Raw genomic sequence first — 23788 nt, 5'->3', positions numbered from 1 at the left:
TTTTTAGGTAGTCTTAGAAAACTACAGTTTTTTTTGCTAGGGAAAAGTTGCTATAATGAGGATAAAAAGAAGGAAAAGGGGGGAAGACATTGTTTGGATCTTTACAGGTTATCAGCAGTTATAGTCTACTTCAGAGTACTATAAGAATTCCCCAGCTTGTCCAAGAAGCTAAAAAAAGAGGCTACGAGGCTCTCGCATTGACAGATATAAATGTGATGTATGGTGCGATTGAATTTTATCATGAATGCCGTTCAAACGGTATAAAACCAATTATTGGCTTAACACTTGATCTTGGTCCAGAAGATCAGTTACTGCTGCTTGCCAAAAATGAACAGGGTTATCGCAACTTAATGCACCTATCAACGCAAAAAATGTTAGCACTGTCAAAGAATGAAGCACAATTTAAATTAAATCGTCCAGAAGAATTGCAAGATTTGGCTATTATTGTGCCACCTCAAAAAAGCTATGTTATAACGGCGGTATCAAACGGGGATTTATCTAGAGCACAACAATACCTTGAGCGATTAGCGACTGTAGTGGGTAAGACGCAGAATATCTATCTCGGAATCAACTTGCAAATGGAACCGGTTTTGTTGGCAACGTTGCATCAGCTAGCTGCTAAAGTACAGGTAACACCGCTAGTACTCGAACCGGTCAAGTACCTGAACCCAAATGATATCTTTGAGATGCAAGTTTTAGAAGCATTGAGAGATGGTAAACAGGTTGATGCCAAACAGTTGCGATCGGCTGGAACAGTGAATGGAAAAGAGTGGTTACGTCCTAAAAGAGAACTTGAAAGTGAATATCAGCAGCATCAACTATCTAAGGATTTAGCGGCAATGCTGCAACTATGCCAGGAGCTAAATCCCAAATTACACTTTTCAGCACCTCAATTACCACATTTTAAAACACCAGCTGGTGAGGCAGCACAAAATTTTTTACGCAAGTTATGCGAAGATGGGTTAAAGAAAAGGTTAAAAGAAACACCGCATGTAATACAATCAAAATATCAGCAAAGGCTGGAGTATGAACTTAGTGTTATTCACCGGATGAAATTTGATGACTATTTTCTAATTGTATGGGATGTTACAAATTATGCTCACCAAACTCAAATCATGACAGGACCTGGTCGCGGTTCTGCAGCTGGGTCATTAGTAGCTTATACACTATTTATTACAGATGTGGATCCTTTGGAATATGATCTGCTTTTTGAACGCTTTTTGAATGAGGAACGTGCACAGATGCCGGATATTGACCTGGATATTCCAGATAACCGCCGTCAGGAGATTATCCAGTATGTTCATCAAAAGTATGGTGCTGAACATGTTGCTCAAATTATTACTTTCGGAACCTTAGGTGCTAAGCAAGTCTTACGGGATGTAGGTCGCGTTTTTGGGATGCCACAATTTGAAATGAACAGGTGGAGCAAGACGATACCCACTACGTTGCATATTACTTTAAAAGAAGCGTATGAGTCTTCACAGCGGTTACGCAACTTAGTAACAGACAGCGAAAAAAATAGGCTTCTTTTTAAGACAGCACAAGGACTTGAAGGGCTCCCACGCCATTTTTCAATCCATGCTGCTGGAATTATTTTGAGTGATAAAAATCTGGCAGACATTATTCCTTTGCAGATGGGTAATGATGAATTACTTTTGACCCAGTATACGAAGGAAACGGTTGAAGAGGTGGGCCTGCTGAAGATTGATTTTCTAGGTTTACGTAATCTAAGCATCTTAGCCCGTGCGGTTCAATTGGTTCACAGCGGCTATCAACATGAACTAAATGTCCAGCACATCGCTTTAGATGATGTGGAGACGTTACGTTTATTTCAGACAGCTGATACAGCTGGTGTTTTTCAATTTGAATCGACTGGTATCAAGAGTGTTTTGCGGCGGTTGCGGCCTAGTTCTTTTGAAGATATTGCGGCTGTTAATGCATTGTATCGTCCAGGCCCAATGGAAAACATCGATCTTTTTATTCGTCGTAGACATGGACTTGAGAAAACGACCTATCCAGCTGAGATTTTAAAACCAATTTTAAAGAAAACATATGGAGTACTTGTTTATCAAGAACAAGTGATGCAAGTTGCATCTGTCATGGGCGGTTTCACGCTTGGACAAGCAGACTTACTGCGGCGCGCAATGAGTAAGAAAAAGGCAGCCGTAATTGAGCAAATGAAGACACGTTTTATTACTGGAGCAAAAGATAAGGGCTTTACACTTAAAAATGCAGAGCAGGTCTACGCATATATTGAGAAATTTGCTAATTATGGGTTCAACCGTTCACACGCGGTCGCGTATACTAAAATGGCATTTCAATTAGCTTATATCAAACAGCATTATCCGGCAGCATTCTTTGTAGCGCTGCTGAATACAGTAACGGGTGACAACACTAAGCTGAAGAATTATTTACTTGAAGCTAAACAGCATCATCTAAAGATACATGCACCAGATGTGAATGAAAGCCAGCTGTTGTTTGCGTTGCAGGCACAGGAGATTTATCTAGGACTGCGGAATATCAAAACAATTCGGAGTGATTTTGCAAAACAAATAATTTCTGAAAGACGCTTACATGGAAAATATCGTAGTTTTCAGTCTTTTTTACAGAGAATAGATAATCATTTCCTGCAGCAAGAGCCGTTAGAAGCCTTGATTTATGTTGGAGCATTTGACAAGTTGGGACATAACCGAGCAACTTTATTGAAGAATTTACCTAGGATGTTGAGCAATGTCGAATTAAGTGGTAATAACATTGAATTATTTGCAGCTTTAACGCCAAAATATCAGACCTTTGCTGAGATCAGTTTAGAAGAACGTTTAAAAAATGAAGAAAAGTATTTAGGTATTTATCTTTCAGCACATCCGGTAGAACAATTTAGTCGTCTAGCACTTTTGCAAAATACAACAGTTATTGCAAAAATAGCTGAACAAACTGGTCCGTTGCAACTGTTAGTTTATATAAAAAAAGTAAAAGTTATCCGAACAAAAACGGGGCAGCAGATGGCCTTTGTAACTGTGGAAGATCAGACGGGTCAAATCGAGATGACAGTTTTTACGGATTTGTATAAAAAAACGGCAGAGCTACTTACGGAGAAGGCCGTTATACTGGTGAAGGGTAAAAGTGAACAAACTAAACGTGGATTACAGTTAATTGCCCGAGAACTAACTCTTGCACAGACCTTGAATGTCCAAAATAGTGCGACTTATTATATTAGGTTAACCAAAGAAACCAACCAACGAATACGGCGGCAGATGTTAGAATTGATGTTGCAGTATCATGGGCAGATACCAGTTATTTTATTTGAAGAAACAACGGCTAAAAAAATAGTTCTCAGCCGGCGTTATTGGTTGAAAAATGATGAGAAAGTTATTACAGCGTTGTCAAATCTATTGGGGCAAGAAAATATTGTTTTGACAAATGAAAATAAATGAAAACATATTGTGATAAAGTGAATTAATTTCTGTTTTTGCAAGACATCTACTTATAAAAGTGATAAGATAAGCAATGGAGAATGTGTTGTTCCATAATATTTACTTGAGGTGAAAAAATGAAACGCATAGGTATTTTAACAAGTGGTGGCGATGCAGCGGGAATGAATGCATCAGTACGTGCAATTGCGCGGTCTGCAATGTCGGCAGGCCTTGAAGCTTACGGTATTAATTATGGCTTTGCTGGTTTAGTCGCAGGGGATATCCATAAATTAGAGTCCATTGATATGGATGGGATTATTTCGCGCGGTGGTACTGTATTGTACTCTGCACGTTTCCCAGAATTTGCGGAAGAAAAAACACAGCTCAAAGGTATTGAACAACTCAAAAAATTCGGAATTGATGCTCTGGTTGTTATTGGTGGGGATGGCTCATATCATGGAGCTGAACGCTTAACACAACATGGTTTCAATTCTATTGGTATGCCTGGGACGATTGATAACGATATCCCAGGAACTGACTTCACCGTTGGCTTTGATACGGCTGTCAGTGTTGCTCTTGATGCACTTGATCGTGTAAACGATACTGCAACATCTCATCAACGGACCTTTATTGTTGAAGTAATGGGTCGTGGTGCAGGGGATATTGCTTTATGGGCAGGAATTGCTTCGGATGCAGATGCAATTGTTATTCCTGAACGAGATTACGACATTGAGGCGATTGCTGAAAAAATCAAGCAAAACCGTGCAAACGGTAAGGACCATAATTTAGTTGTTTTAGCAGAAGGCGTAATGTCAGCTGCTGAATTCAAAGAGAAGTTAGATAAGTTTGGAACTCTGCATACACGTGCTATTACTTTAGGTCACGTGCAGCGGGGCGGCAGTCCAACTGTTAGAGACCGTGTTTTGGCCAGCCGCTTTGGTGATTTTGCAGTCAAGCTTTTACTTGAAGGTAAAGGTGGTCTTGCAATTGGTATCAGAGACAATAAGCTTGTTGCTTCAGATATCATCGATACATTAGAGAACCACAAACATATCACAGATGTTTCGCTCCAAGATTTGAATGACCGTTTGCGCTTTTAGGTAGCGGTTTTGAGCAGAAACAGATTGTACCAGCTAATTTAGGTAAAGATTAGACATTAAAGTCATCTTTAAAATTATTCAAAGGGGAGATTTTACTCATGAAGAAAACCAAGATTGTAAGCACACTTGGGCCAGCTAGTTCAGATCTAGATACAATTGTAAAATTAATCGAGGCAGGAGCTAACGTATTTCGTTTTAACTTTTCTCATGGCGATCATGAAGAACATTTAGGTCGTTTAAATATTGTCCATGAAGCAGAAAAGGTTACCGGCAAGATGGTTGGTATTATGCTGGATACTAAGGGTGCCGAGATCCGTACTACGGTTCAAAAAGAAGGTAAGATCCAATATGAAATCGGTGATGAAGTCCGTATTTCAATGGATGCCTCACTTGAAGGAACTCATGATAAAATTGCCGTTACTTATCCAGGTTTGATCGATGATGTTCATGAAGGCGGTCATGTATTATTTGATGATGGTTTGATTGATATGCAAGTTGAAAAAATTGATCGTGAAAACAAAGAATTGGTATGTAAGGTATTGAATGCAGGTGTTCTTGGCTCACGTAAGGGTGTTAATGCACCTGGTGTTTCAATTAACTTACCTGGGATTACTGAAAAAGATTCTGATGATATTCGTTTCGGTTTGGATCATGAAATCAACTTTATCGCTGCAAGTTTTGTACGTAAACCTGAAGATGTTTTAGATATTCGTAAACTTCTTGAAGAAAAGAACATGGAACATGTTCAAATCTTTCCTAAGATCGAATCACAAGAAGGAATCGATAACTTTGATGAAATCGTTAAAGTTTCAGATGGTTTAATGGTTGCTCGTGGTGATATGGGTGTTGAAATTCCAGCTGAAAATGTACCTTTAGTTCAAAAGACTCTAATTAAGAAATGTAATGCATTAGGCAAACCTGTTATCACTGCTACACAAATGCTTGATTCAATGCAAGAAAACCCACGTCCTACACGTGCTGAAGCATCAGATGTTGCTAACGCTGTTTTTGATGGAACAGATGCAACAATGCTTTCTGGTGAAAGTGCTAATGGTGACTACCCAGTTGAATCAGTTGCAACAATGGCACGGATCGATATCAAGGCTGAAAATGCTTTACGTCAACACAAGACATTCTCAATCAATGACTTCGATAAATCAGATGTTACAGAAGCAATTGGTCGTGCAGTGGCTGAAACAGCTGACAACTTAGGAATTAAGACAATTGTTGCTGCTACTAAGTCTGGTCATACTGCTCGTATGATTTCGAAGTATCGTCCAGATGCAGACATTTTAGCTGTTACATTTGACGATCGTACTCGTCGCGGTTTAGCAGTTAACTGGGGTGTTTATCCAGTGATGGCTGAAGCACCTGCTTCAACAGATGATATGTTTACTTTAGCAACAGAAAAGGCTAAAGAAGCCGGTTTTGCTAAAGAAGGCGACTTGATCTTGATCACTGCCGGGGTTCCTGTAGGTGAAAAAGGAACAACCAACGTTATGAAGATTCAACTTATTGGTTCAAAAATAGTTTCTGGTCAAGGTGTTGGCGATGAAACAGTAATTGGAAAAGCAGTTGTTGCTACATCAGCTGAAGAAGCAAATGAAAAAGCTGTTGAAGGCGGAGTATTAGTTACAAAGACAACTGATAAAGCTTATTTACCTGCTATTGAAAAATCAAGTGCATTGGTTGTTGAAAATGGTGGTTTAACATCACATGCAGCCGTAGTTGGTATTTCAATGGGAATTCCTGTTATTGTTGGTGCACAAGATGCAACAACTTCAGTTTCTGATGGTGAAGTCGTAACTATTGACTCACGTCGCGGAATTGTTTATCGTGGTGCTTCAAACGCTCTTTAATAATTAGTTATTAGAGAATAAGATTTAGTTTAATAATCTGGGCTGCGGCAAAATTATTTTGCCGCAGTTTTTTTATATCTCTCGTGAGTTAAAAGCGCCGTTAGCATTTTAGGATACTATCAGTTAAAATAAAGAAGACTGAAGGGTGATGAAGTGTAAAAAATGGAGAGTTGGTTATTTTTAGGACTAGTATTAGTGATTGCATTGGTAGTTAAGAATGCCTCGTTATCGTTTGCGGCTGCGGTTGTTTTGGTGATCAAAGCAATTCCATATACGAGTAAATGGTTGCCGTTTATTCAAAGTCGTGGAATTAACTGGGGAGTAACAGTTATTTCGGTAGCGATTTTAGTGCCTATTGCAACAGGTGAAATTGGTTTTCGGGATTTAGTTTCAGTTTTTAAGTCACCAGTAGGTGTTATCGCGGTTGCATGCGGGATATTAGTAGCTGTTTTATCTCGGAATGGTGTTTCTATGTTAGCGAGTTCGCCACAAGTGACAGTCGCGTTGGTTATTGGTACAATCATAGGTGTCGTTTTTCTTCATGGTGTAGCTGCAGGGCCAGTTATTGCTTCAGGGATTGCCTATTGTATTGTTAGTTTATTACATATTAGTTTTAACTAATAGGATAGAGGAGAAGTAAGATGGAAAATGAATTGAAGGATTTAATTGGACGAGTCATTACAGCAGTTGCAACAGATGAAAATGATGAGTTCTACTTTATGCAGCAAAAAGGTTTGACGTTTAGACTTGCAAAAGATGAACTTGAACAACCGGTAAAAATTGGAACAGCAGTAACTGGATTTGCTTATGAAAATGCAGAACATGAACTACAATTAACGAAAAAAGTTCCGCAAAGCGGACTTAATCAGTATGCTTTTGGCGAAGTAGTTAATGTGCGACGAAATTTAGGCGTATTTGTTGATATTGGACTTCCTAATAAAGATATTGTTGTGTCATTAGATGATCTGCCAGAAGTTACTAAAATCTGGCCTAAAAAGGGTGATCGGTTAATGATAGGTCTCAAAATTGATAATAAAAACCGGCTATGGGGTGAACTAGCCTCTGAAGAGATTTTTCGTGGCTTAGCTGCTAAGGCAGATCAAAAGATGCAGAATAAAGACGTTGAGGCAACCGCATACCGAATGAAGATTGCGGGAACACATGTCCTGACAGATGATTATTATTTAGGGTTTATTCATCCAAGTGAACGAGATGATGAACCTCGTTTGGGACAAAAGCTGCAAGCTCGGGTAATCGGAGTCAGACCAGATGGAATATTGAATCTATCCTTGCGACCAAGGGCCTATGAAGCTATTAGCGATGATGCACAGATGATTTTAGCTGCATTGAAACATCAGAATGGTGAGCTAGGTTATACTGATAAAAGTACTCCGGATGAAATCAAAGCCTTTTTTGGTATCAGCAAAGGGCAATTCAAGCGTGCAGTGGGACACTTGATGAAGGCTGGATTAGTTAGACAAGCCGACGGTAGGCTTATTTTGAATCAGCAGGACTAAGACATATGATAAAGAAGAGGTAACAGTACGATGGTTTTTCAAAAGGAAAGAATTACCGAAATCGGTAAAAAGCTACATCAAGCAGGAATGAAATTAACACCTCAGCGACGAGCAACTGTCAACACACTTTTGAAATATCAAACAAAACATCTTTCAGCAGAGGAATTATTCACACTGATCAAAAGAGAGGAACCAGAGATTGGCTTAGCAACGATCTACCGTACCTTAGACCTACTAGCAGAGCTACGCATTGTAGATCGGGTAACCTTTGGAGACGGAGTGGCCCGGTATGATTTACGCCATGAAAATCAACAGCATTTCCATCATCATTTATTATGTAGTGTATGTGGGAAGGTGGAAGAGGTTCATGAAGATCTGCTTACTGAGGTAGAAGAGGTAGTGATGCATAAATATGGATTTAAAGTTCAAGATCATCGCTTAACTTTTCACGGTATCTGTTCTACCTGCAGGCAAAAAGAGCGGTGTTTGGAGCAAGAATAATTACGTTTGAGAATATTTTTAAAGGGGGTAGGGATAATTAATAATCTTATTGAAGACTACCTGCATTATTTAACAGTTGAACGTGGCTTAGCCAAAAATACAGTGATGAGCTATCGCAATGATCTTCTCCAATTTGTTCTCTTTCTAAAAAAAAGAAAGCTTAATAGTTTTGACGTGGTCGATCGGCAGTTGATAATTGCTTTTATGCAGCAGGAAACGACGAAAGAAAAGGCAACAAGCTCCATTACTCGCTCAGTTACCAGTCTGCGCAAATTCTTTCAGTTTTTAGTGGAAGAAGAAAAAATCAAGAAAGATCCAATGCAGCTGATCGATGCACCTAAACGTAAGGAGCATCTGCCAGAAGTTCTTTCAACTAAAGAAGTTGAAAAGCTGCTTGCTTCACCAGATACAGGCCAAAAGCTAGGGTTGCGCAACCGTGCGATCCTTGAGGTTATGTACGCAACTGGTCTACGGGTCAGTGAAGTTGTGAACCTGAAACTTTCAGACCTTCATTTGAGTATGGGATTGATTCAAACGATGGGCAAAGGGAGTAAGGAACGGTTGGTGCCAATTGGCGATCAGGCAATCAAATGGGCGGAACAGTACCTGCAACAAGCTCGTCCAAAGCTTTTAGGGCAGAAGAGAAGTCCGTACCTTTTTTTGAATAACCACGGGCATAAGCTTACACGGCAAGGTATTTGGAAAAACCTAAAAGCAGAGGTTCTTAAAACCGGTATTACTAAAAAGGTAACCCCTCACACGCTGAGACATTCATTTGCAACGCATATATTGGAAAATGGAGCTGATTTGCGTGTTGTACAGGAATTACTTGGACATGCAGATATTGCAACGACCCAAATCTATACACATCTGTCTAAGAAAAGACTGACCGATATTTATGAGCAGTATCATCCGCGTGCGTAGGCTATTTGTGTAATAGATTAAACTGTGGTAAAGTAAGTGCAAGTTTATTAAGCGATAATTTGTTGGGACCACAGGAGGTCAAACATGCTTTACAAGTATAAAAACGATTATGAAAAAATCACGATGGGCTTGTTATCGTTCATACCTGATTTAAAGGAAATTTCTCATCTGAAAGCTGAGCTTAAATGGTACGCTAGCGAAAAAGAGAGAAGTTTATTTTTATGGAAAAATGGTGATGGTGATTTTATTGGTGTTATTGGAGTAGAAGCTAGTGATGATATTTTAATGATAAGGCATATAGCCGTGACACCAACAGAAAGAAATGAGGGTGTCAGTTTTCAGATGTTAGATGCTCTTACGGAACTGTATCAAAACTGTAAATTAATGGGAAGTTTTGATACTTCGAAGTTAATAACTAAATGGGAAAGAAAAAATGACAGTAAATGATAAAGAACAGCTACTGGCTTCTTCAACTAAACTGACCTTTAAAGTAGACGCATTTGAGGGACCGCTAGATTTACTATTACATTTGATTAAACAAAATAAAATGGATATTTACGATATCCCAATGGTTGAAATTACTTCTCAGTATATTGAGTATCTGCATGAAATGCGGGTTCTATCACTTGACATTGCTGGGGAGTATTTAGTTATGGCAGCAACCTTGATAAATATAAAAAGCAAAATGTTATTGCCACAGCGACCAGTAGTAGTCGAACCAGAAAGAGAGGAAGATCCGCGTACAGAGTTAGTACAGCAGTTGTTGACACATCAATGTTTTCAAGTTGTTTCTGAGGAGCTGGGTAAATTAGCTGCTAAACGTGCAGAACACTATACACGTGAACAGGAAGATGCCCCGTTAGACGTACAGCAAGAATATTTAAACGGTCATGTTAGTCCACAGAAGCTCCAACAAGCATTAGTCCAAGTATTGCTCAAAAAGCAGCTTCATAAACCAAAAGTACAACACGTACACAAAGAAAAATATACGTTAAAAGAAGCTGTAACTAGGTTGACTAAACGACTCCGAACGGCGAATCAGCCACTTAACTTTGAAAACTTATTCGATGACCAAAATGGACCTGAATATTTTGTAACAACTTTTTTAGCGTTGCTAGAGTTAATGAAACGTGGGGCAGCGACTGCCACACAGATGAAAGATTTAGGTCCAATATGGGTGAGAGGTGTTGTGTAGGTGTTATCAAATTTAGCTAAAATAGAGAGTTTATTATTTGCGAGCGGGAGTACAGGGATCTCTTTGCAGCAGTTGGCTGAATGTACCGGGCTAATGAAGCCGGCTGTCCAAGAACAGCTCCTTCAGTTACAGAAAAAGTACGTTAAGGATTCTGAGTGTAGTTTGGAGCTCCTTGTAACAGAAGAGCGGTATCGGCTGGCTACGAAGGGTAAATATGCAGCCTTGTTGAAACATTACTTTGAAGAACCGAGCACCACTGTATTATCACGCGCATCGCTTGAAACATTGGCGATTATAGCATATTATCAGCCGGTGACACGTATTCGAATTGAACAGGTTAGAGGGGTTCAGTCGAATGGAACGTTGCATAAACTACTGGCTTTTAATTTAATTAATGAAAAAGGACGGCTGGATGCACCGGGGAAACCTATCGTGTATGGAACAACAGAAAGTTTTTTAGATTACTTTGGTTTAAAAAAATTAGCTGATCTACCGGAATTACCAGTCAAAGATGAACTACAGCTTGAAAATAGCAGTCAAAATTTAATGGAACTTTTTGACCAAGCTATAGAAAATGGAGTAGAAAGGGAAGGAGCTTAGAATGGAGATTGAACGATTACAAAAAGTAATGGCCAATGCGGGGGTTGCTTCACGTCGTGCTTCTGAAAAGATGATTACAGAAGGCCGAGTTAAGGTTAATGGAAAAGTAGTTAGTGAATTGGGAACTAAGGTTAGTCCACAAGATGTAATTACAGTTAACGGTCACGTTCTTGAACGTGAAAAGAAAGTTTATTATCTATTTTATAAACCGCGGGGGGTTATCTCAGCTGTTTCGGATGATAAGGGTCGAAAAGTAGTAACAGATTACTTTACCGCAATCACAGAACGTGTTTACCCTGTTGGGCGGCTAGATTATGATACTTCAGGATTACTGTTGATGACTAATGATGGTGAATTGGCAAACAAATTGATGCATCCTCGTTATAAGATCGAGAAAACTTATTTAGCTAAAGTGACTGGCATTCCTAATAACGACGCACTGAAAAAATTGCGTTTAGGAGTTAAAATCGACAAATATACAACAGCACCTGCCAAGAGCAAAATTATTTCAACAGACCAAAAAAAGAAAAAAGCATTGATCTCATTAACAATCCATGAGGGACGTTATCACCAGGTTAAGAAAATGTTGGCTGCAATTGGATATCCAGTTGAAAAGTTACGACGTTCCTCGTATGGTTTCTTAACTTTACAAGGTTTGGTTTCAGGTGAATACCGGCCATTGACACGGGATGAAGTCGAACGTTTAAAAAATAATTAGCCATAATAAAGGATATCGCTTGCAATAAAAGATATGGTATGATAAATTTAATTCGTAAAAAAATAATTAGTTTGTCTTCAGGGGCAGGGTGAGACTCCCGACCGGCGGTAATAGGCCGCGACCTACAGTGATGTAGTTGAACTGGTGTGATTCCAGTGCCGACAGTAAAGTCTGGATAAAGAAGATAGGGCTTATTTGATGAAATGACGCAAATAGACTCTGTTGATCCTCTGATCAGCAGAGTCTTTTATTTTTCAATAAGCGCCGTGAAGATAGACATCATGGAGGTTTTTTTGATGTTATATTCTGGTTCTCGTAGGTACGTTATTGCTGCTTGTCTTGCAGGGATTTCTTATTTATTAATGTTTGTTTCTTTTTCTGTTATTCCTATTGTACCGTATATGAAGATCGATTTTTCTGACTTACCGATTATTTTCGGGATGTTAGTACTAGGTCCGCTTGGTGGAATTGAAATTGCGTTATTGAGGTCGGTACTGTATTTCCTTATTTCAGGACCTTCACTTGCAAGTTTGATCGGTGTTTCAACTAATCTATTTGCTTCATTGGTATTTACATTACCGCTCTTTTACCTTATGAGAAGGAATCCACGTGTGACGCCTTTAAATATAATCAAAACAATTACTTTAGCAACGCTCAGTTTGACTATATTACTTTCGTTGGCTAACTGGTTGGTGATAACACCGTTGTATATGGCGGTTTTAGGAATGAAACTCTCATTACCATTAGCAGATTTAGTCCTAATAGGAGTCGTGCCTTTCAACTTGATTAAAGGGATCTTAGTTGGAGGTGTGTTCTGGATAGCATTTGCTAAGATGCGCGTTTGGTTGACGAAAAAGTCGGTTGTATTACACTAATAAAAAAATTTCTATTGTAATAAGGTAAGATTAGGCAAGGATATCACTAAGTATATACTGAGGTTAACAATAACTTCGTAAAGACTTACGTGATACCTTGTTTTTCTCGTTAAAAAAGCTATATTACTAGTTTAGGTGGTTATACTAGGTTTAAGGAAGTTAAGGAAGGGGATAATAATGGAGGAGTTGCTTTACTTTTTTTCAACGACTCAACCTAGGAGGCCTGCAGTTATCCGTCAAGTATTGTTAAATAAGCGGACTGTGTCAAACCTTTTTTGGGGTCTACGGTATGGAATCCTTGATTGGCTGGCAACTTACCCTCAATTGCAGCGGGAACAATTTGATGCAGTAATTAAAACAATGCTGGTAAAAGGCTGGCTAATTGAGGAAAAGCAAGGACTGAGGTTAAGTCTAGCCGGTCTAAATCAAAGTCAGGCATTTGAGAAAAAGCACTATCGGATAACAAAACCATTTTTGTTTAGTCGGTTGAAGACGCCCTTGTGGCATGAAGTGTTACAGCTTTTAGTCCAAGTGGTATCTGAAACAAGTTATCAAAACAAACAGTATTATGTAGTGAACTCTTCAATGCAGGCTCGTGTTATCATTAAGCAATGGTATCAAAAATATTACTGTAAAAATCTTGGGCAGCAGCTTGGAAATCAACTGCTGGAGTTTTTAAAACAAATGAATTCAAGCGACGCAGACCTTTTTATGCAATTATTTTCAGGGCATAAGGTAATTGCAAAAACGGCAGAACAATTAGCTTATAATAGTACGTATACAGGAGCTGACATTGAAAATCTGGGACGAGATTTAGGTAGTCAGCTAATTGACTTCTTGGCTAAGGGAACAAGTATTTTTAAGTCCTTGGCACAAGCGTTGTTAAAACAAAATCTATTGGCGCAAAGTACACTTGAAACATACAAGTTATACCAAGCAGGTATACCGCTCGCTAGGATCGGGAAAATGCGTAACTTAAAAGCTGGTACGGTCAGTGAACACTTACTAGAAGCAGCAATTTTTATACCGGAATTTGATTTTAAAAGACTGCTTACCCCACAGGACTATGTGCTTTTCAATAAAATTTTTCAAGGTGAGATCGATAACTGGCGGTATGAAAAAATACAACAAGCTGATCCGCAAAGTTCATTTACTAAGTTCAGATTGTATCAAATAGAACAGAGTAAAGTAGAGTTGTCTAGGTAATTGGATTTTGCCGTGAATAAAGAAAGGTAAATTGTGAGGAAAAATGCAACCTACTGACGAGCAATTAAAAAAAGCATTAAAACATTATTTTAATTTTACTACTTTCCGTGAGGGACAAGAAAAAATTATCCGTAAGTTATTAGCGGGCGAATCAACAATGGCGATTTTACCAACGGGAACAGGTAAATCTTTGTGTTATCAATTGGTAGGAAAACTGCTTCAAAAACCAGTAGTTATTATTTCCCCGTTGATATCATTAATGCAGGACCAAGTTGAACAATTACAATTTATTGGTGAAAAAAGGGTAATTGCATTGACTTCTGCGCTGTCTGGTAGATATAAAAAGCAGGCAGTTGCGAATCTTGCTCGGTTTGATTTTATCTACCTTGCACCTGAAATGCTTAATAAAAAAGAAGTTATTCAAGCTTTACTTAATCTCGATTTAGGGTTATTAGTTGTTGATGAAGCACACTGTATCTCAAAATGGGGTCCGGATTTTCGCCCAGACTATCTCGGATTAGGAAACTTGCGTAAACAGTTACGTGATCCGGTTACATTGGCTTTGACCGCTACGGCAACTGACGAAGTTGCGGCAGATATCTGCCGCAGCCTTTTTGGTACCAAAAAAGTAACGGTTATCCGGTATTCAGTCGACAGACCTAATATTTTTTTAGCAGTAGAAAAAATTAGTGATCAAAAAGAGAAAAAACAGCGTTTAATATCTTTGGTTAACCAGTTAAGAACGCCTGGCTTGATTTATTTTTCAAGTAAGAAAAAGGCAGATGAGATTGCAGATCTGCTTAGGCAGAAAACAATGCTGCGTGTCAACTCCTATCATGCTGGTCTGAGTTCTTCTGACCGGTATGCTATTCAGCAACAGTTTATGCAGGGTGAGTTAGATGTCGTTTGTGCTACTAGTGCTTTTGGGATGGGGATCAACAAGAAAAATATCCGTTACATCATTCATTATCATCTACCTGCCGATTTGGAAAGCTATTTGCAAGAGATTGGACGTGCAGGACGTGATGGGAAGCAGAGCATCGCTATTCTTTTGTATCATCAGAATGATGCTAACCTTCAGAGACATTTAATGAATGCTACATTGCCTGACAATGATTTGATCCAATATTATATGGATAATGCGCAACGTCTTACGGGACATGTAGGTGAGCAAGGTGAACTATTAGATTATTACCGGAAGCAAGGTTTATCTAGCACTGCAATTAAAGAGCTTTTCACTAGAAGGCGTCAGAGTAAAAACCGTAATTTAAGTGAGATTTTGGCGTATATTAACACAAGCGGCTGCCGACGACGATACATAAGGGAATATTTTGGAGAAAAAGATACGCAACAGCACAATAGCCACTGCTGTCAGTTACTGGGCGAAAAGCTTCCGCTTGAATTTTTGTGGATGATAAGAGACACTGAAGAAGACAGCCCTGAACCAGCCAAAAATAATTATCGCCGTATAATAGAAAAACTCTTTAATCTTTGAGGCTAAAGAGAAATTGCTATTTAACAGTAACTGAGCTGTCTGGATAATTATTCTTATGGTAAAATAATGATAATAAGTTAGGGAGGGATAAGGCATGAGCCATGAGAAGGAAGAACAAGGAAACAATCAACCTTGGGCTAAGACATTTGAAGATGAGCGTGATGATAGCGGTAACTATTCGCGGACAGCTAATCGGAAAAAGACACGGACCAATACAGTATTGACGACATCTTTATTAATTATTTTTATTGCTATCATAATTGGTACTGTAGCGGCATATTTTTTATCACAACGAAGTTCAATGCAGCCGTCTTCGGAAGGAGGCGATGTCAACGTCGTTGCTTCAACTTCCAAGAAGAAAACAAAGAAAAGCAGTTCGAAAAAAACTACCGCTGAGCAACGAACTACTGATTCTAAGGCGAGTAAAAGCACAACTAGTGTAAGTGAATCAAAAGTTGATAACCAAAGCACGAGTGCATCTACGGCTGCCAGTTCAAGTGTAGCGAATGAGGAAGTGGTTAACGGAAGCTCGCAAAGTTCTCAAAATGAGTCAGCGGCTTCTTCAAGCGTGACAAGTAGCAGTTCAAGTTCTACGAACTATGCAACCGTCGGGGCCGGTCAGGGTATTTATCGTGTAGCGGTCAATAATGGTTTAACCGTTGAGGAGTTGCTGCAGTTGAATCCGTCTTTAAGTAGCGGGGCAACTTTGGCGCCGGGGCAATCAGTACGTGTTAAATAAAAAAATTTATTAGAGGTTGTTAGGAGCGTTTTTTTAGATGGATGATTTATTGCAAATTGCAATTGATGGCCCTGCTTCAGCTGGGAAAAGTACAGTTGCCAAATTGGTGGCCCATCAACTAGGATATGTGTATTGTGATACTGGAGCGATGTATCGCGCTGTAACATGGGCAGCTCGTAAAGAGGGCATTAAGGCTGACGATAATGCTGCACTGGAGAAAATGTTGAAAAACTTAGAAATCAGCTTCAAACCAGCTGTAGATGGTCAACGAGTCTATGTTGGTCATGCTGAAGTTACGACTGCGATTCGGTTACCTGAAATAGCGCGTAGTGTTTCAACTATTGCTGCCCAAGTCAGTGTACGTAAAGCTCTTACTAAACGACAACAGGAAATTGCTGCAAATGGCGGAATTGTAATGGATGGTCGTGATATCGGAACAACTGTTCTCCCCAATGCAAACGTTAAGATTTTCTTAGTTGCGAGTGTCAAGGAGCGAGCTTTACGGCGCTATAAGGAAAATAAAGCTAAGGGAATCGTTGCAGATTTGAAACAATTAGAACAAGAAATAGCTAAACGAGATTATAAAGATTCAACTAGAGCAGTTTCACCGCTTGTTCAAGCAGTCGATGCAATAAAAGTCGACACAACTCAACTCTCAATTGATGAAGTTGTCGCAAAAATTATGGAAATAATACAAAAAAAGGGTAAAAAATAGCTAAAAAGACATTTTGACTGGCATTTATTGTTAATTTCAGCTAGAATGGGAAATAGAGTTATAGTCGTTAAGGAGGACATAGTCCATGAATGAATCAGATGCAAATAAAGATTTATTAGAAGCGTTAGATAGCGTCAGTGAGGTTAAGATTGGCAATGTTGTCAAAGGAGAAGTTTTAGCACTTGATGATTCCAAACAAGTTATTGTTGGAATTGAAGGTACCGGTGTTGAAGGGGTCGTACCTTTCAAAGAATTAGTCACCAAGGTCGGTGAAGATATCGAAGAAACAATCAAAGTCGGTGATGTACTTGACCTTGTTGTTATTTCTAAAATTGGTTCGGATAAAGAAGGCGGTAGTTACCTCTTATCACAACGCCGCTTAGAGGCAAGAAAAGTTTGGGATGAAATTGAGAAGGAATTCGAAGCTGGTGAAACGATTACAGCCCCTGTAACTCAAGTTGTTAAGGGTGGTCTGGTTGTTGATGCTGGTGTTCGTGGCTTTATCCCTGCTTCAATGGTTGATGATCGTTTTGTTGAAGATCTGAACCAATATAAGGGTCAAACATTAGAATTGAAAATTATTGAAATTGAACCAAGTGAAAATCGTTTAATCCTTTCACATAAAGAAATTGTTAAAAAGGAACGCGAAGCTAAGAAGGCAGAAACAATGTCGAAATTAGTTGTTGGCGATGTTATCGAAGGTAAGATTGCTCGTTTAACAAGTTTTGGTGCGTTTATTGATTTAGGCGGTGTTGATGGTTTAGTGCATGTTTCAGAAATTGCATACGAACGTGTTGAAAAACCATCTGATGTTTTGAAGGTTGGCGAAACAGTTAAAGTTAAAGTTTTAGCAGTTGATCCTGAAAAAGAAAGAATCTCACTTTCAATTAAGCAAACTTTACCACAACCATGGGATGATCTTAATCAAAAAGTTGCAGAAGGCGATATCCTTGAAGGAACGGTAAAACGTTTGACGAGCTTCGGCGCTTTTGTTGAAGTTTTCCCAGGTGTTGAAGGTTTAGTTCATATTTCACAAATCTCACATAAACATATCGCGACACCGAATGAAGTTCTAACTTCTGGTGAACAGGTTAAAGTTAAGGTCCTTAATGTTCATGCTGATGAGCATCGCTTAGCTTTATCAATTAAAGCACTTGAAGAAAAACCAACTCCTGCTTCTAATGAACCTGAAATGAAAAAGGCAGAACACAAGAATACTAAGACTGAAGCACCAGAAGAAAGTACTGGTTTCACTCTTGGTGACCTTGTAGGTGATCTCAAGAATGATGATGAAGACAAGTAATTTTTGATTGAAACCAATCTGGCTGACTCAAAAGAAAACTTTTGAGTCAGTTTTTTACTGAACTATTATTTTTTTAGAAAGCGAGGTGGGATACTATGTCTAATCCAGTAGTTGCAATTGTCGGGCGCCCTAATGTAGGAAAATCAACGGTTTTTAATCGAATTGCGGGTGAACGAATTTCCATCGTTGAAGATGTTGCTGGCGTGACTCGTGATCGAATCTATACGCATAGTGAATGGTTAGGTCAAAAATTTGATTTAATTGATACCGGTGGAATCGACCTTGGTGATGAACCTTTTCTGACCCAAATCACGGAACAAGCTGAGATAGCTATCAATGAAGCAGATGTTATTATTTTTGTAGTTAGTGTTAGAGAGGGCGTAACGGACGCAGATGAAAAGGTCGCACATATTTTATATCGTTCTGATAAGCCAGTTATTGTAGCTGTTAATAAGGTGGATAACCCTGAATTGAAGGGGGATATCTATGATTTTTATTCATTAGGCTTTGGTGAACCAGTGGCTATTTCAAGTACACACGGAATTGGAATTGGGGATCTGTTAGATCAAGTCTGTCGTTCTTTTCCTAAAATGGATATTCAGGAAGATGAGGATGAAGTTAAATTTAGTTTAATCGGTCGTCCTAATGTCGGAAAGTCTTCACTGGTCAATGCTATTTTAGGTGAGAATCGAGTAATCGTTTCTAATATTGAAGGAACGACTCGTGATGCGATAGATACGCCGTTTGTCACTACAACAGGTGATAAATTTAGTGTTATTGATACTGCAGGTATTCGTAAAAAAGGTAAAGTATATGAAAATACTGAAAAGTATGCTGTTTTACGTGCTATGCGTGCAATTGATCGTTCCGATGTGGTGCTTGTTGTCTTGAATGCTGAAGAAGGTATTCGCGAACAAGATAAAAGGGTCGCGGGCTATGCACATGAGGCCGGACGTGGAATTATTATCTTGGTGAACAAATGGGATACTGTTAAGAAAGACAATCAAACTATGCAGGAATTTGAAGCATTAATTCGACGTGAGTTTCAGTACCTAAGTTACGCACCAATTATTTTTGTTTCAGCTGTAACTAAGCAGCGCTTAGATAAATTGCCTGATTTAATAAAACGTATTAGTGCAAACCATGAACGTAGGATTAGTTCAGCCGTCCTTAATGATGTGATTATGGATGCGATCGCACGTAATCCAACACCAACAGATAATGGTAAGCGGCTGCGAATCTATTATGCGACACAAGTTGCTGTAAAACCGCCAACTTTTATTATTTTTGTTAATGATATTGAATTGATGCATTTTTCGTATGAACGATTTATTGAGAATCAGATAAGAGAAGCTTTTGATTTTGTGGGGACACCAATTCATATTATTGAAAGAAAACGAAAGTAAGTTTAGAGTATAAAAAGTAATTTTCTGATGTTGGTATAGTAAGCTTGTTTTTTTGAGCTTTTTCTAAGCCGAAAAAGTGAAAAACCTTGTTATATTAGGCTTTATATGCTATCTTAGTAAAAGAGATAATGATTTGTTAGTCATTGTTTCATCATTTTGGTGTTTCCAAAATGGAAGCTCACAGATTACTTATCTGTGTATAAATCTTCGTATGAGGAGGTGAAACACATGGCAAACAAAGCACAATTGATCGAAACAGTTGCAACTAAGACTGGTTTGACTAAGAAAGATGCAACTTCAGCTGTTGATGCTGTTTTTGAAACGATTCAAGAAACATTAGCAGAAGGCGAAAAGGTTCAATTAATCGGGTTTGGTAACTTCGAAGTACGCCAACGCGCTGCTCGTAAGGGTCGTAACCCACAAACAGGTAAAGAAATTCAAATTCCTGCAAGTAAAGTACCTGCTTTTAAACCAGGTAAAGCTTTAAAGGATGCTGTTAAATAGATAGTGGATCACTATTCGTCTGAATGAAGTCGGGACTTTAGTCCTGACTTTTTTGTTGTAGGTGTAAATAAATGCCATGGTTTTCATCAAGAAAATAGGATTTTACTAGTAGTGATTAACAAAAAAGGATGATTTTATGAGCCGTTCAGCTAAAGTGATTTCAATGATTGAGATGGGAAATTTCGATGGGCTGCAAACTGAATTTAAAAAAGCTCTTCAAGAAGATGATGCAGATTTAATTTATAGTTTGGCGGAAGAACTCTATTCGTTGGGATTTTCAGAGTTAGCACAAAGAGCCTATCAATTTCTTTTAAAAAAATACCCGCAAGAAGATGAATTACGGACAGCTTTAGCAGATATTGCTATAAGTGAAGGCCAAAGTGATGAAGCATTAAATTATCTCACAGCTGTGAAACCAAGTTCAAGTGCCTATTTAAAGGCACTTTTAGTTGCTGCAGATTTATATCAGACACAAGGCTTATTTGAAGTTAGCGAACAAAAACTATTAGATGCATATCAAATTGCGCCTGAAGAACCGATTATTATTTTTGCGTTAGCTGAACTTTACTTTGACGTTAAAAAATATCATCAAGCAATTCCATTATACTTAAAGCTAGTTAAATCAGGCGTTACTGAACTCTCGCAAGTAAAATTCGCACAGCGGTTAGGTTTTGCATATGCTGCAAGCGGTAAATTGGAGCAGGCACTAGGCTATTTAGAACAGGTACATGAAGATGATATCGATGACGATACACGTTTTCAGTTAGCTTTTACAGCCTTGCAGCTCAAACATTACGATGAAGCGATTAAACATTTTACAAAGCTAAAAAAGAGTAGTGCAGATTATACGACTGTGTATCCGTACCTTGCAGAAGCATATGAACAGCAAGGCTTGTTGCAACAAGCCTTGGAAGTTCTCCAAGAAGGTTTGCGGGTAGACCAATATAATATAAAACTTTACCAGCTAGCAAGTTCAGTTGCGCTTAAATTACAACAGCCACAGTCGGCTGAACAGTATCTGCGCTCAGCACTAGCATTAGAGCCTGATAATATGACGATTGTTATTCAGTTGAGCAATCTTCTAGTTGCTTTGAGAAGATATCAGGAAAATATTGACTTACTAACTGGTTACTTGCAGGCTGACGAAACAGATCCGCAATTGTATTGGAACTTAGGCAAGTCGTATGCTGAGCTTGAAGATGACCAGCACGCACTTGAAAATTACCAAGCTGCCGAACAATCCTTTAATAGTCAGCCTGACTTTTTACGTGAAGTTAGCTTTTTCTACCGGAGTGTTGGTAAGCTGCATGAGGCAGCTAAATGTATAACAGCATATTTGAAGCTCGTACCAAGCGATTTGGAAATGCTTGACTTGCAAGCTGAATTACAGGATGACCTAGGTTATTAAATAGTTTTTTTGATGAGAAAAATATAAAGAATGTAGTGATAGCTTTAATAGCCAAGTGGCAGGTAAAAGTATCAAAAGTTAGTTGCTACAATTAAAATCAAAAAGACATAGTCAAAAATGATTTTTTGACTATGTCTTTTTTGTGCTGAATAAAAAGACAACTAAAGTTAAAGCGCTCTTTTTTAATGTCAAGTGTCTAGCATGTTATGAAAGATAATATGACAGTTTTTTTAGGACGAAACTACTTGAAAAGTAATTTAATTCTTGGAGCGCCAGTAAAGTTGCCGATAATAATTAAGCGACATAGGAGTCAAGTGTAAGCTGGTCATGATTGCTTGATCAGTTACTTGCTGATGATGTTTGAGATAATGACAAATTGCGTTTTGATAAAGTTTTTGTGGACCTAAAGGAAAGGGACACTTGGGTGCGTCGCCTTTCAAATACTTATGCAGAGCTGATAAAGTAAGTTGAGGTGCAATAGGATCAAAACGCTGTTTAAGAAATAGATCAGCGGTTTTTTGTTTTTCTTGTAGAGGTTGGATAAAGGTTTGAAATGTAAGCATAAAATGACGTTCAGCACTGGTCAACGTTTCTTTTTTTAAGACCGTATAGAACCCCGGCTGTAAAAATTCACTGACTGGGTAAAAATGAGCACAGAGAAGCAACGTTAAACGAGTGTAGAGACTAAGTCCATTATCTGCAAGTAGATCTTCAAGCTTTTCTGGCCAATCCAGTGCAGCAATAGTAGGTTTAAGCTCTTTCTTGCCGTGTAAAAAGAGTGGCGGTAATACCTGGACTAGGTTTTCATGGAAAAGGTACTCAAAATAGCGTGTGAGATGTGAGAGGACTTTATTGTAGGTTGAATATTTAACTGAACGTTTGACGAGCAGCATGGTGAGATATTCACGAATATCACTTTCTTGTAAGAGATGAACTGCTGGTTTTTCTTGGTAATTAAAATTAAAATGGCGAAGGTAATTAAAAAAATCATTTAAATCTTGCTGATAACTTGAGATTGTAGAGGCGGCCAGCATTTGCCGTGTCAAATATTTTTCAAATCGTTGTTGATAAGGGTAATTCATGATGGTGACACCTCCTAATTAATAATTTGTAAATTCTTACTTTAACTTAATTATACACAAAAAAGAGCGCTGCACAAACCGCAGCGCAAAAAAATAATTATCAGACCGGTTAAAGCCGTCGTCTAAAGAAAGACTTTTGTGGTTGAGCATACGTAAATCCCTCTCCAATTGCTTCATTAACCGTTAAAACCGAAATAAAGGCATGCTCGTCGATTGCTTCAACGATTCGTTTAAGAGAAGTTAGTTCACTAGGACTAACAACACAATAAATAGCTTGTCCTTGTTCTTTAGAAAAAGCACCAGTTGTTTGAATATGGCTAACACCACGTCCAAGTTCAGTAATAATTTGGTTAGTTATTTCTTGATAAGCACCACTAAAAATGATGACGCCACGTGCAGCATAAGCACCCTCCTGTGTGAAACTAATAATTCTTGAGAAAACATATGATGCTAGAAGGGTGTACATCATTTGGCGAATACTGATATAACTCAAGGATAGTGCAAGCACAACACAGTCAAGTGACAATAATGTTTTTCCCATTGCAACACCTTGTTTTTTTTCAAAAATCCGCGCAACAATATCGGTACCACCAGTTGTACCTCCAAAACGATAAATAAGGCCAGAACCAACACCACCGAAGAAACCAGCTAGTAAACCTGCAATAAACATATCATGGTTGATGTTGATCGTGATTGGAACACGTTGCCATAGCCAGATAAAGAAAGAAAGTGCAACAGTTCCATGAATAGTATAGATAAGAGCATTTTTTCCTAAATAACGAAACGCAATAATAATTAAGGGAATATTTATCAGCAAGGTTGAGTAGGCGGGATCAATATGCAACCAGTACCGAATAATAAGTGTAATCCCGGTTATTCCACCTTCCGCTAAACGATTGGCAATATTAATTTTAACTAAGCCAAAAGCATAGAAAGCACATCCTAAAGCAATCATAATAAAGTCAATTAGCCGAATTTTAATTTTATCTTTAGTTTGGTACATTCTTTCATCTCCTGTTTATTTAATAAGGAAGCCATTGAAAATATATCTTAATAACCTGAAAGTAAGGCTCTTGAAGCTCAAAAAAACTATGTTAGATTCTAGAAAATGATAACATAAGTTAAAGCAAGAAGTCAGTAATTACATTGGTTAATTGGTAAATAATATCTGGTAAGCAGTCAGAATACTAGTCATAGTTGAAGATGCAAGAAAATAAACAATCTGTTA

General features: G+C 38.4%; 22 protein-coding genes and 1 riboswitch. Of the genes, 20 read left to right on the top strand and 2 right to left on the bottom strand.

Annotated elements, in window-relative coordinates:
* Positions 1-89: 89 nt before the first annotated feature.
* The 20 genes from dnaE (at position 90) to FC81_RS06325 (ending at position 21478) form a co-directional block, all read left to right on the top strand.
* The gene (gene dnaE / locus FC81_RS06420; protein WP_057744500.1) at positions 90-3434 is read left to right on the top strand and encodes a DNA polymerase III subunit alpha; all 3345 of its coding nucleotides are present in this window, start codon (positions 90-92) and stop codon (positions 3432-3434) included.
* Positions 3435-3550: 116 nt separating this feature from the next.
* A complete protein-coding gene (pfkA, locus tag FC81_RS06415; protein WP_057744498.1) occupies positions 3551-4513 on the top strand; it encodes a 6-phosphofructokinase in 963 nt (320 codons plus the stop codon).
* Between the two features lie 98 nt (positions 4514-4611).
* Positions 4612-6372 carry a pyruvate kinase gene (gene pyk, locus FC81_RS06410; protein WP_057744494.1) on the top strand — a complete coding sequence of 587 codons (1761 nt, stop codon included), beginning with the start codon at positions 4612-4614 and terminating at the stop codon, positions 6370-6372.
* 162 nt (positions 6373-6534) lie between these two features.
* Positions 6535-6993 (top strand): DUF441 domain-containing protein, encoded by a 459-nt coding sequence (locus tag FC81_RS06405; RefSeq protein WP_057744491.1) that lies wholly within the window; start codon positions 6535-6537, stop codon positions 6991-6993.
* A gap of 20 nt (positions 6994-7013) precedes the next feature.
* The gene (locus FC81_RS06400; RefSeq protein WP_057744489.1) at positions 7014-7889 is read left to right on the top strand and encodes a CvfB family protein; all 876 of its coding nucleotides are present in this window, start codon (positions 7014-7016) and stop codon (positions 7887-7889) included.
* A gap of 30 nt (positions 7890-7919) precedes the next feature.
* On the top strand, positions 7920-8390 hold the full coding sequence (gene fur / locus FC81_RS06395) for a ferric iron uptake transcriptional regulator (protein WP_057744486.1): 471 nt from the start codon (positions 7920-7922) through the stop codon (positions 8388-8390).
* A 36-nt stretch (positions 8391-8426) separates the two neighbouring features.
* Positions 8427-9314, top strand: a complete 888-nt coding sequence (xerD, locus tag FC81_RS06390) for a site-specific tyrosine recombinase XerD (RefSeq protein WP_057745056.1) — start codon at positions 8427-8429, stop codon at positions 9312-9314.
* An 84-nt stretch (positions 9315-9398) separates the two neighbouring features.
* Entirely contained in the window at positions 9399-9761 is a 363-nt protein-coding gene (locus FC81_RS06385; RefSeq protein WP_057744483.1) for a GNAT family N-acetyltransferase, read from the top strand.
* Positions 9748-10509, top strand: a complete 762-nt coding sequence (locus FC81_RS11060; RefSeq protein WP_057744480.1) for a segregation and condensation protein A — start codon at positions 9748-9750, stop codon at positions 10507-10509. Before FC81_RS06385 ends, FC81_RS11060 begins: the two co-directional genes overlap by 14 nt.
* Positions 10510-11109, top strand: a complete 600-nt coding sequence (gene scpB / locus FC81_RS11055) for an SMC-Scp complex subunit ScpB (RefSeq protein ID WP_057744477.1) — start codon at positions 10510-10512, stop codon at positions 11107-11109. It begins immediately after the preceding gene.
* Between the two features lies 1 nt (position 11110).
* Positions 11111-11827 carry a pseudouridine synthase gene (locus FC81_RS06370; RefSeq protein WP_057744474.1) on the top strand — a complete coding sequence of 239 codons (717 nt, stop codon included), beginning with the start codon at positions 11111-11113 and terminating at the stop codon, positions 11825-11827.
* A gap of 69 nt (positions 11828-11896) precedes the next feature.
* A riboswitch (FMN riboswitch) is annotated at positions 11897-12017 on the top strand.
* 106 nt (positions 12018-12123) lie between these two features.
* On the top strand, positions 12124-12702 hold the full coding sequence (locus FC81_RS06365) for an ECF transporter S component (RefSeq protein WP_057744470.1): 579 nt from the start codon (positions 12124-12126) through the stop codon (positions 12700-12702).
* A gap of 177 nt (positions 12703-12879) precedes the next feature.
* Complete coding sequence (locus tag FC81_RS06360; protein ID WP_057744467.1) at positions 12880-13908, top strand: helix-turn-helix domain-containing protein; 1029 nt, start codon at positions 12880-12882, stop codon at positions 13906-13908.
* A gap of 43 nt (positions 13909-13951) precedes the next feature.
* On the top strand, positions 13952-15403 hold the full coding sequence (locus tag FC81_RS06355; protein ID WP_057744464.1) for a RecQ family ATP-dependent DNA helicase: 1452 nt from the start codon (positions 13952-13954) through the stop codon (positions 15401-15403).
* 94 nt (positions 15404-15497) lie between these two features.
* Positions 15498-16142 (top strand): LysM peptidoglycan-binding domain-containing protein, encoded by a 645-nt coding sequence (locus FC81_RS06350; protein WP_057744461.1) that lies wholly within the window; start codon positions 15498-15500, stop codon positions 16140-16142.
* Positions 16143-16179: 37 nt separating this feature from the next.
* Positions 16180-16857: a (d)CMP kinase gene (cmk, locus tag FC81_RS06345; protein ID WP_057744458.1), complete on the top strand. Its 678-nt coding sequence runs from the start codon at positions 16180-16182 to the stop codon at positions 16855-16857.
* An 85-nt stretch (positions 16858-16942) separates the two neighbouring features.
* Positions 16943-18160: a 30S ribosomal protein S1 gene (rpsA, locus tag FC81_RS06340; RefSeq protein WP_057744455.1), complete on the top strand. Its 1218-nt coding sequence runs from the start codon at positions 16943-16945 to the stop codon at positions 18158-18160.
* 95 nt (positions 18161-18255) lie between these two features.
* A complete protein-coding gene (gene der / locus FC81_RS06335; RefSeq protein ID WP_057744452.1) occupies positions 18256-19566 on the top strand; it encodes a ribosome biogenesis GTPase Der in 1311 nt (436 codons plus the stop codon).
* A 228-nt stretch (positions 19567-19794) separates the two neighbouring features.
* Positions 19795-20070, top strand: coding sequence for an HU family DNA-binding protein (locus tag FC81_RS06330; RefSeq protein ID WP_057744449.1), 276 nt, complete (start codon positions 19795-19797; stop codon positions 20068-20070).
* A gap of 136 nt (positions 20071-20206) precedes the next feature.
* On the top strand, positions 20207-21478 hold the full coding sequence (locus FC81_RS06325) for a tetratricopeptide repeat protein (RefSeq protein ID WP_057744447.1): 1272 nt from the start codon (positions 20207-20209) through the stop codon (positions 21476-21478).
* A gap of 257 nt (positions 21479-21735) precedes the next feature.
* On the opposite strand, the gene FC81_RS06320 is transcribed toward FC81_RS06325, so the two are convergent.
* Together FC81_RS06320 and FC81_RS06315 are read right to left on the bottom strand one after the other, a co-directional pair.
* Complete coding sequence (locus FC81_RS06320) at positions 21736-22560, bottom strand: phage integrase N-terminal SAM-like domain-containing protein (protein WP_057744444.1); 825 nt, start codon at positions 22558-22560, stop codon at positions 21736-21738.
* A gap of 109 nt (positions 22561-22669) precedes the next feature.
* A complete protein-coding gene (locus FC81_RS06315; protein ID WP_057744441.1) occupies positions 22670-23563 on the bottom strand; it encodes a YitT family protein in 894 nt (297 codons plus the stop codon).
* Positions 23564-23788: the final 225 nt, after the last annotated feature.

It is taken from the genome of Liquorilactobacillus capillatus DSM 19910, from assembly GCF_001434915.1.
GTDB lineage: Bacteria > Bacillota > Bacilli > Lactobacillales > Lactobacillaceae > Liquorilactobacillus > Liquorilactobacillus capillatus.
Note: the sequence above shows the minus strand (reverse complement) of the source record. Positions and strands in the feature narration are given on the sequence as shown.

Bases quoted from the DNA above. Each gene is read 5' to 3' on its own strand.
- fur (WP_057744486.1), top strand. From the start codon at position 7,920: ATGGTTTTTCAAAAGGAAAGAATTACCGAAATCGGTAAAAAGCTACAT.
- FC81_RS06405 (WP_057744491.1), top strand. From the start codon at position 6,535: ATGGAGAGTTGGTTATTTTTAGGACTAGTATTAGTGATTGCATTGGTA.
- der (WP_057744452.1), top strand. From the start codon at position 18,256: ATGTCTAATCCAGTAGTTGCAATTGTCGGGCGCCCTAATGTAGGAAAA.
- FC81_RS06400 (WP_057744489.1), top strand. From the start codon at position 7,014: ATGGAAAATGAATTGAAGGATTTAATTGGACGAGTCATTACAGCAGTT.
- pyk (WP_057744494.1), top strand. From the start codon at position 4,612: ATGAAGAAAACCAAGATTGTAAGCACACTTGGGCCAGCTAGTTCAGAT.
- FC81_RS06330 (WP_057744449.1), top strand. From the start codon at position 19,795: ATGGCAAACAAAGCACAATTGATCGAAACAGTTGCAACTAAGACTGGT.
- FC81_RS06385 (WP_057744483.1), top strand. From the start codon at position 9,399: ATGCTTTACAAGTATAAAAACGATTATGAAAAAATCACGATGGGCTTG.
- FC81_RS06360 (WP_057744467.1), top strand. From the start codon at position 12,880: ATGGAGGAGTTGCTTTACTTTTTTTCAACGACTCAACCTAGGAGGCCT.
- pfkA (WP_057744498.1), top strand. From the start codon at position 3,551: ATGAAACGCATAGGTATTTTAACAAGTGGTGGCGATGCAGCGGGAATG.
- cmk (WP_057744458.1), top strand. From the start codon at position 16,180: ATGGATGATTTATTGCAAATTGCAATTGATGGCCCTGCTTCAGCTGGG.
- FC81_RS06365 (WP_057744470.1), top strand. From the start codon at position 12,124: ATGTTATATTCTGGTTCTCGTAGGTACGTTATTGCTGCTTGTCTTGCA.
- FC81_RS06315 (WP_057744441.1), bottom strand. From the start codon at position 23,563: ATGTACCAAACTAAAGATAAAATTAAAATTCGGCTAATTGACTTTATT.
- rpsA (WP_057744455.1), top strand. From the start codon at position 16,943: ATGAATGAATCAGATGCAAATAAAGATTTATTAGAAGCGTTAGATAGC.
- FC81_RS06325 (WP_057744447.1), top strand. From the start codon at position 20,207: ATGAGCCGTTCAGCTAAAGTGATTTCAATGATTGAGATGGGAAATTTC.
- FC81_RS11060 (WP_057744480.1), top strand. From the start codon at position 9,748: ATGACAGTAAATGATAAAGAACAGCTACTGGCTTCTTCAACTAAACTG.
- FC81_RS06320 (WP_057744444.1), bottom strand. From the start codon at position 22,560: ATGAATTACCCTTATCAACAACGATTTGAAAAATATTTGACACGGCAA.
- FC81_RS06370 (WP_057744474.1), top strand. From the start codon at position 11,111: ATGGAGATTGAACGATTACAAAAAGTAATGGCCAATGCGGGGGTTGCT.
- FC81_RS06355 (WP_057744464.1), top strand. From the start codon at position 13,952: ATGCAACCTACTGACGAGCAATTAAAAAAAGCATTAAAACATTATTTT.
- FC81_RS06350 (WP_057744461.1), top strand. From the start codon at position 15,498: ATGAGCCATGAGAAGGAAGAACAAGGAAACAATCAACCTTGGGCTAAG.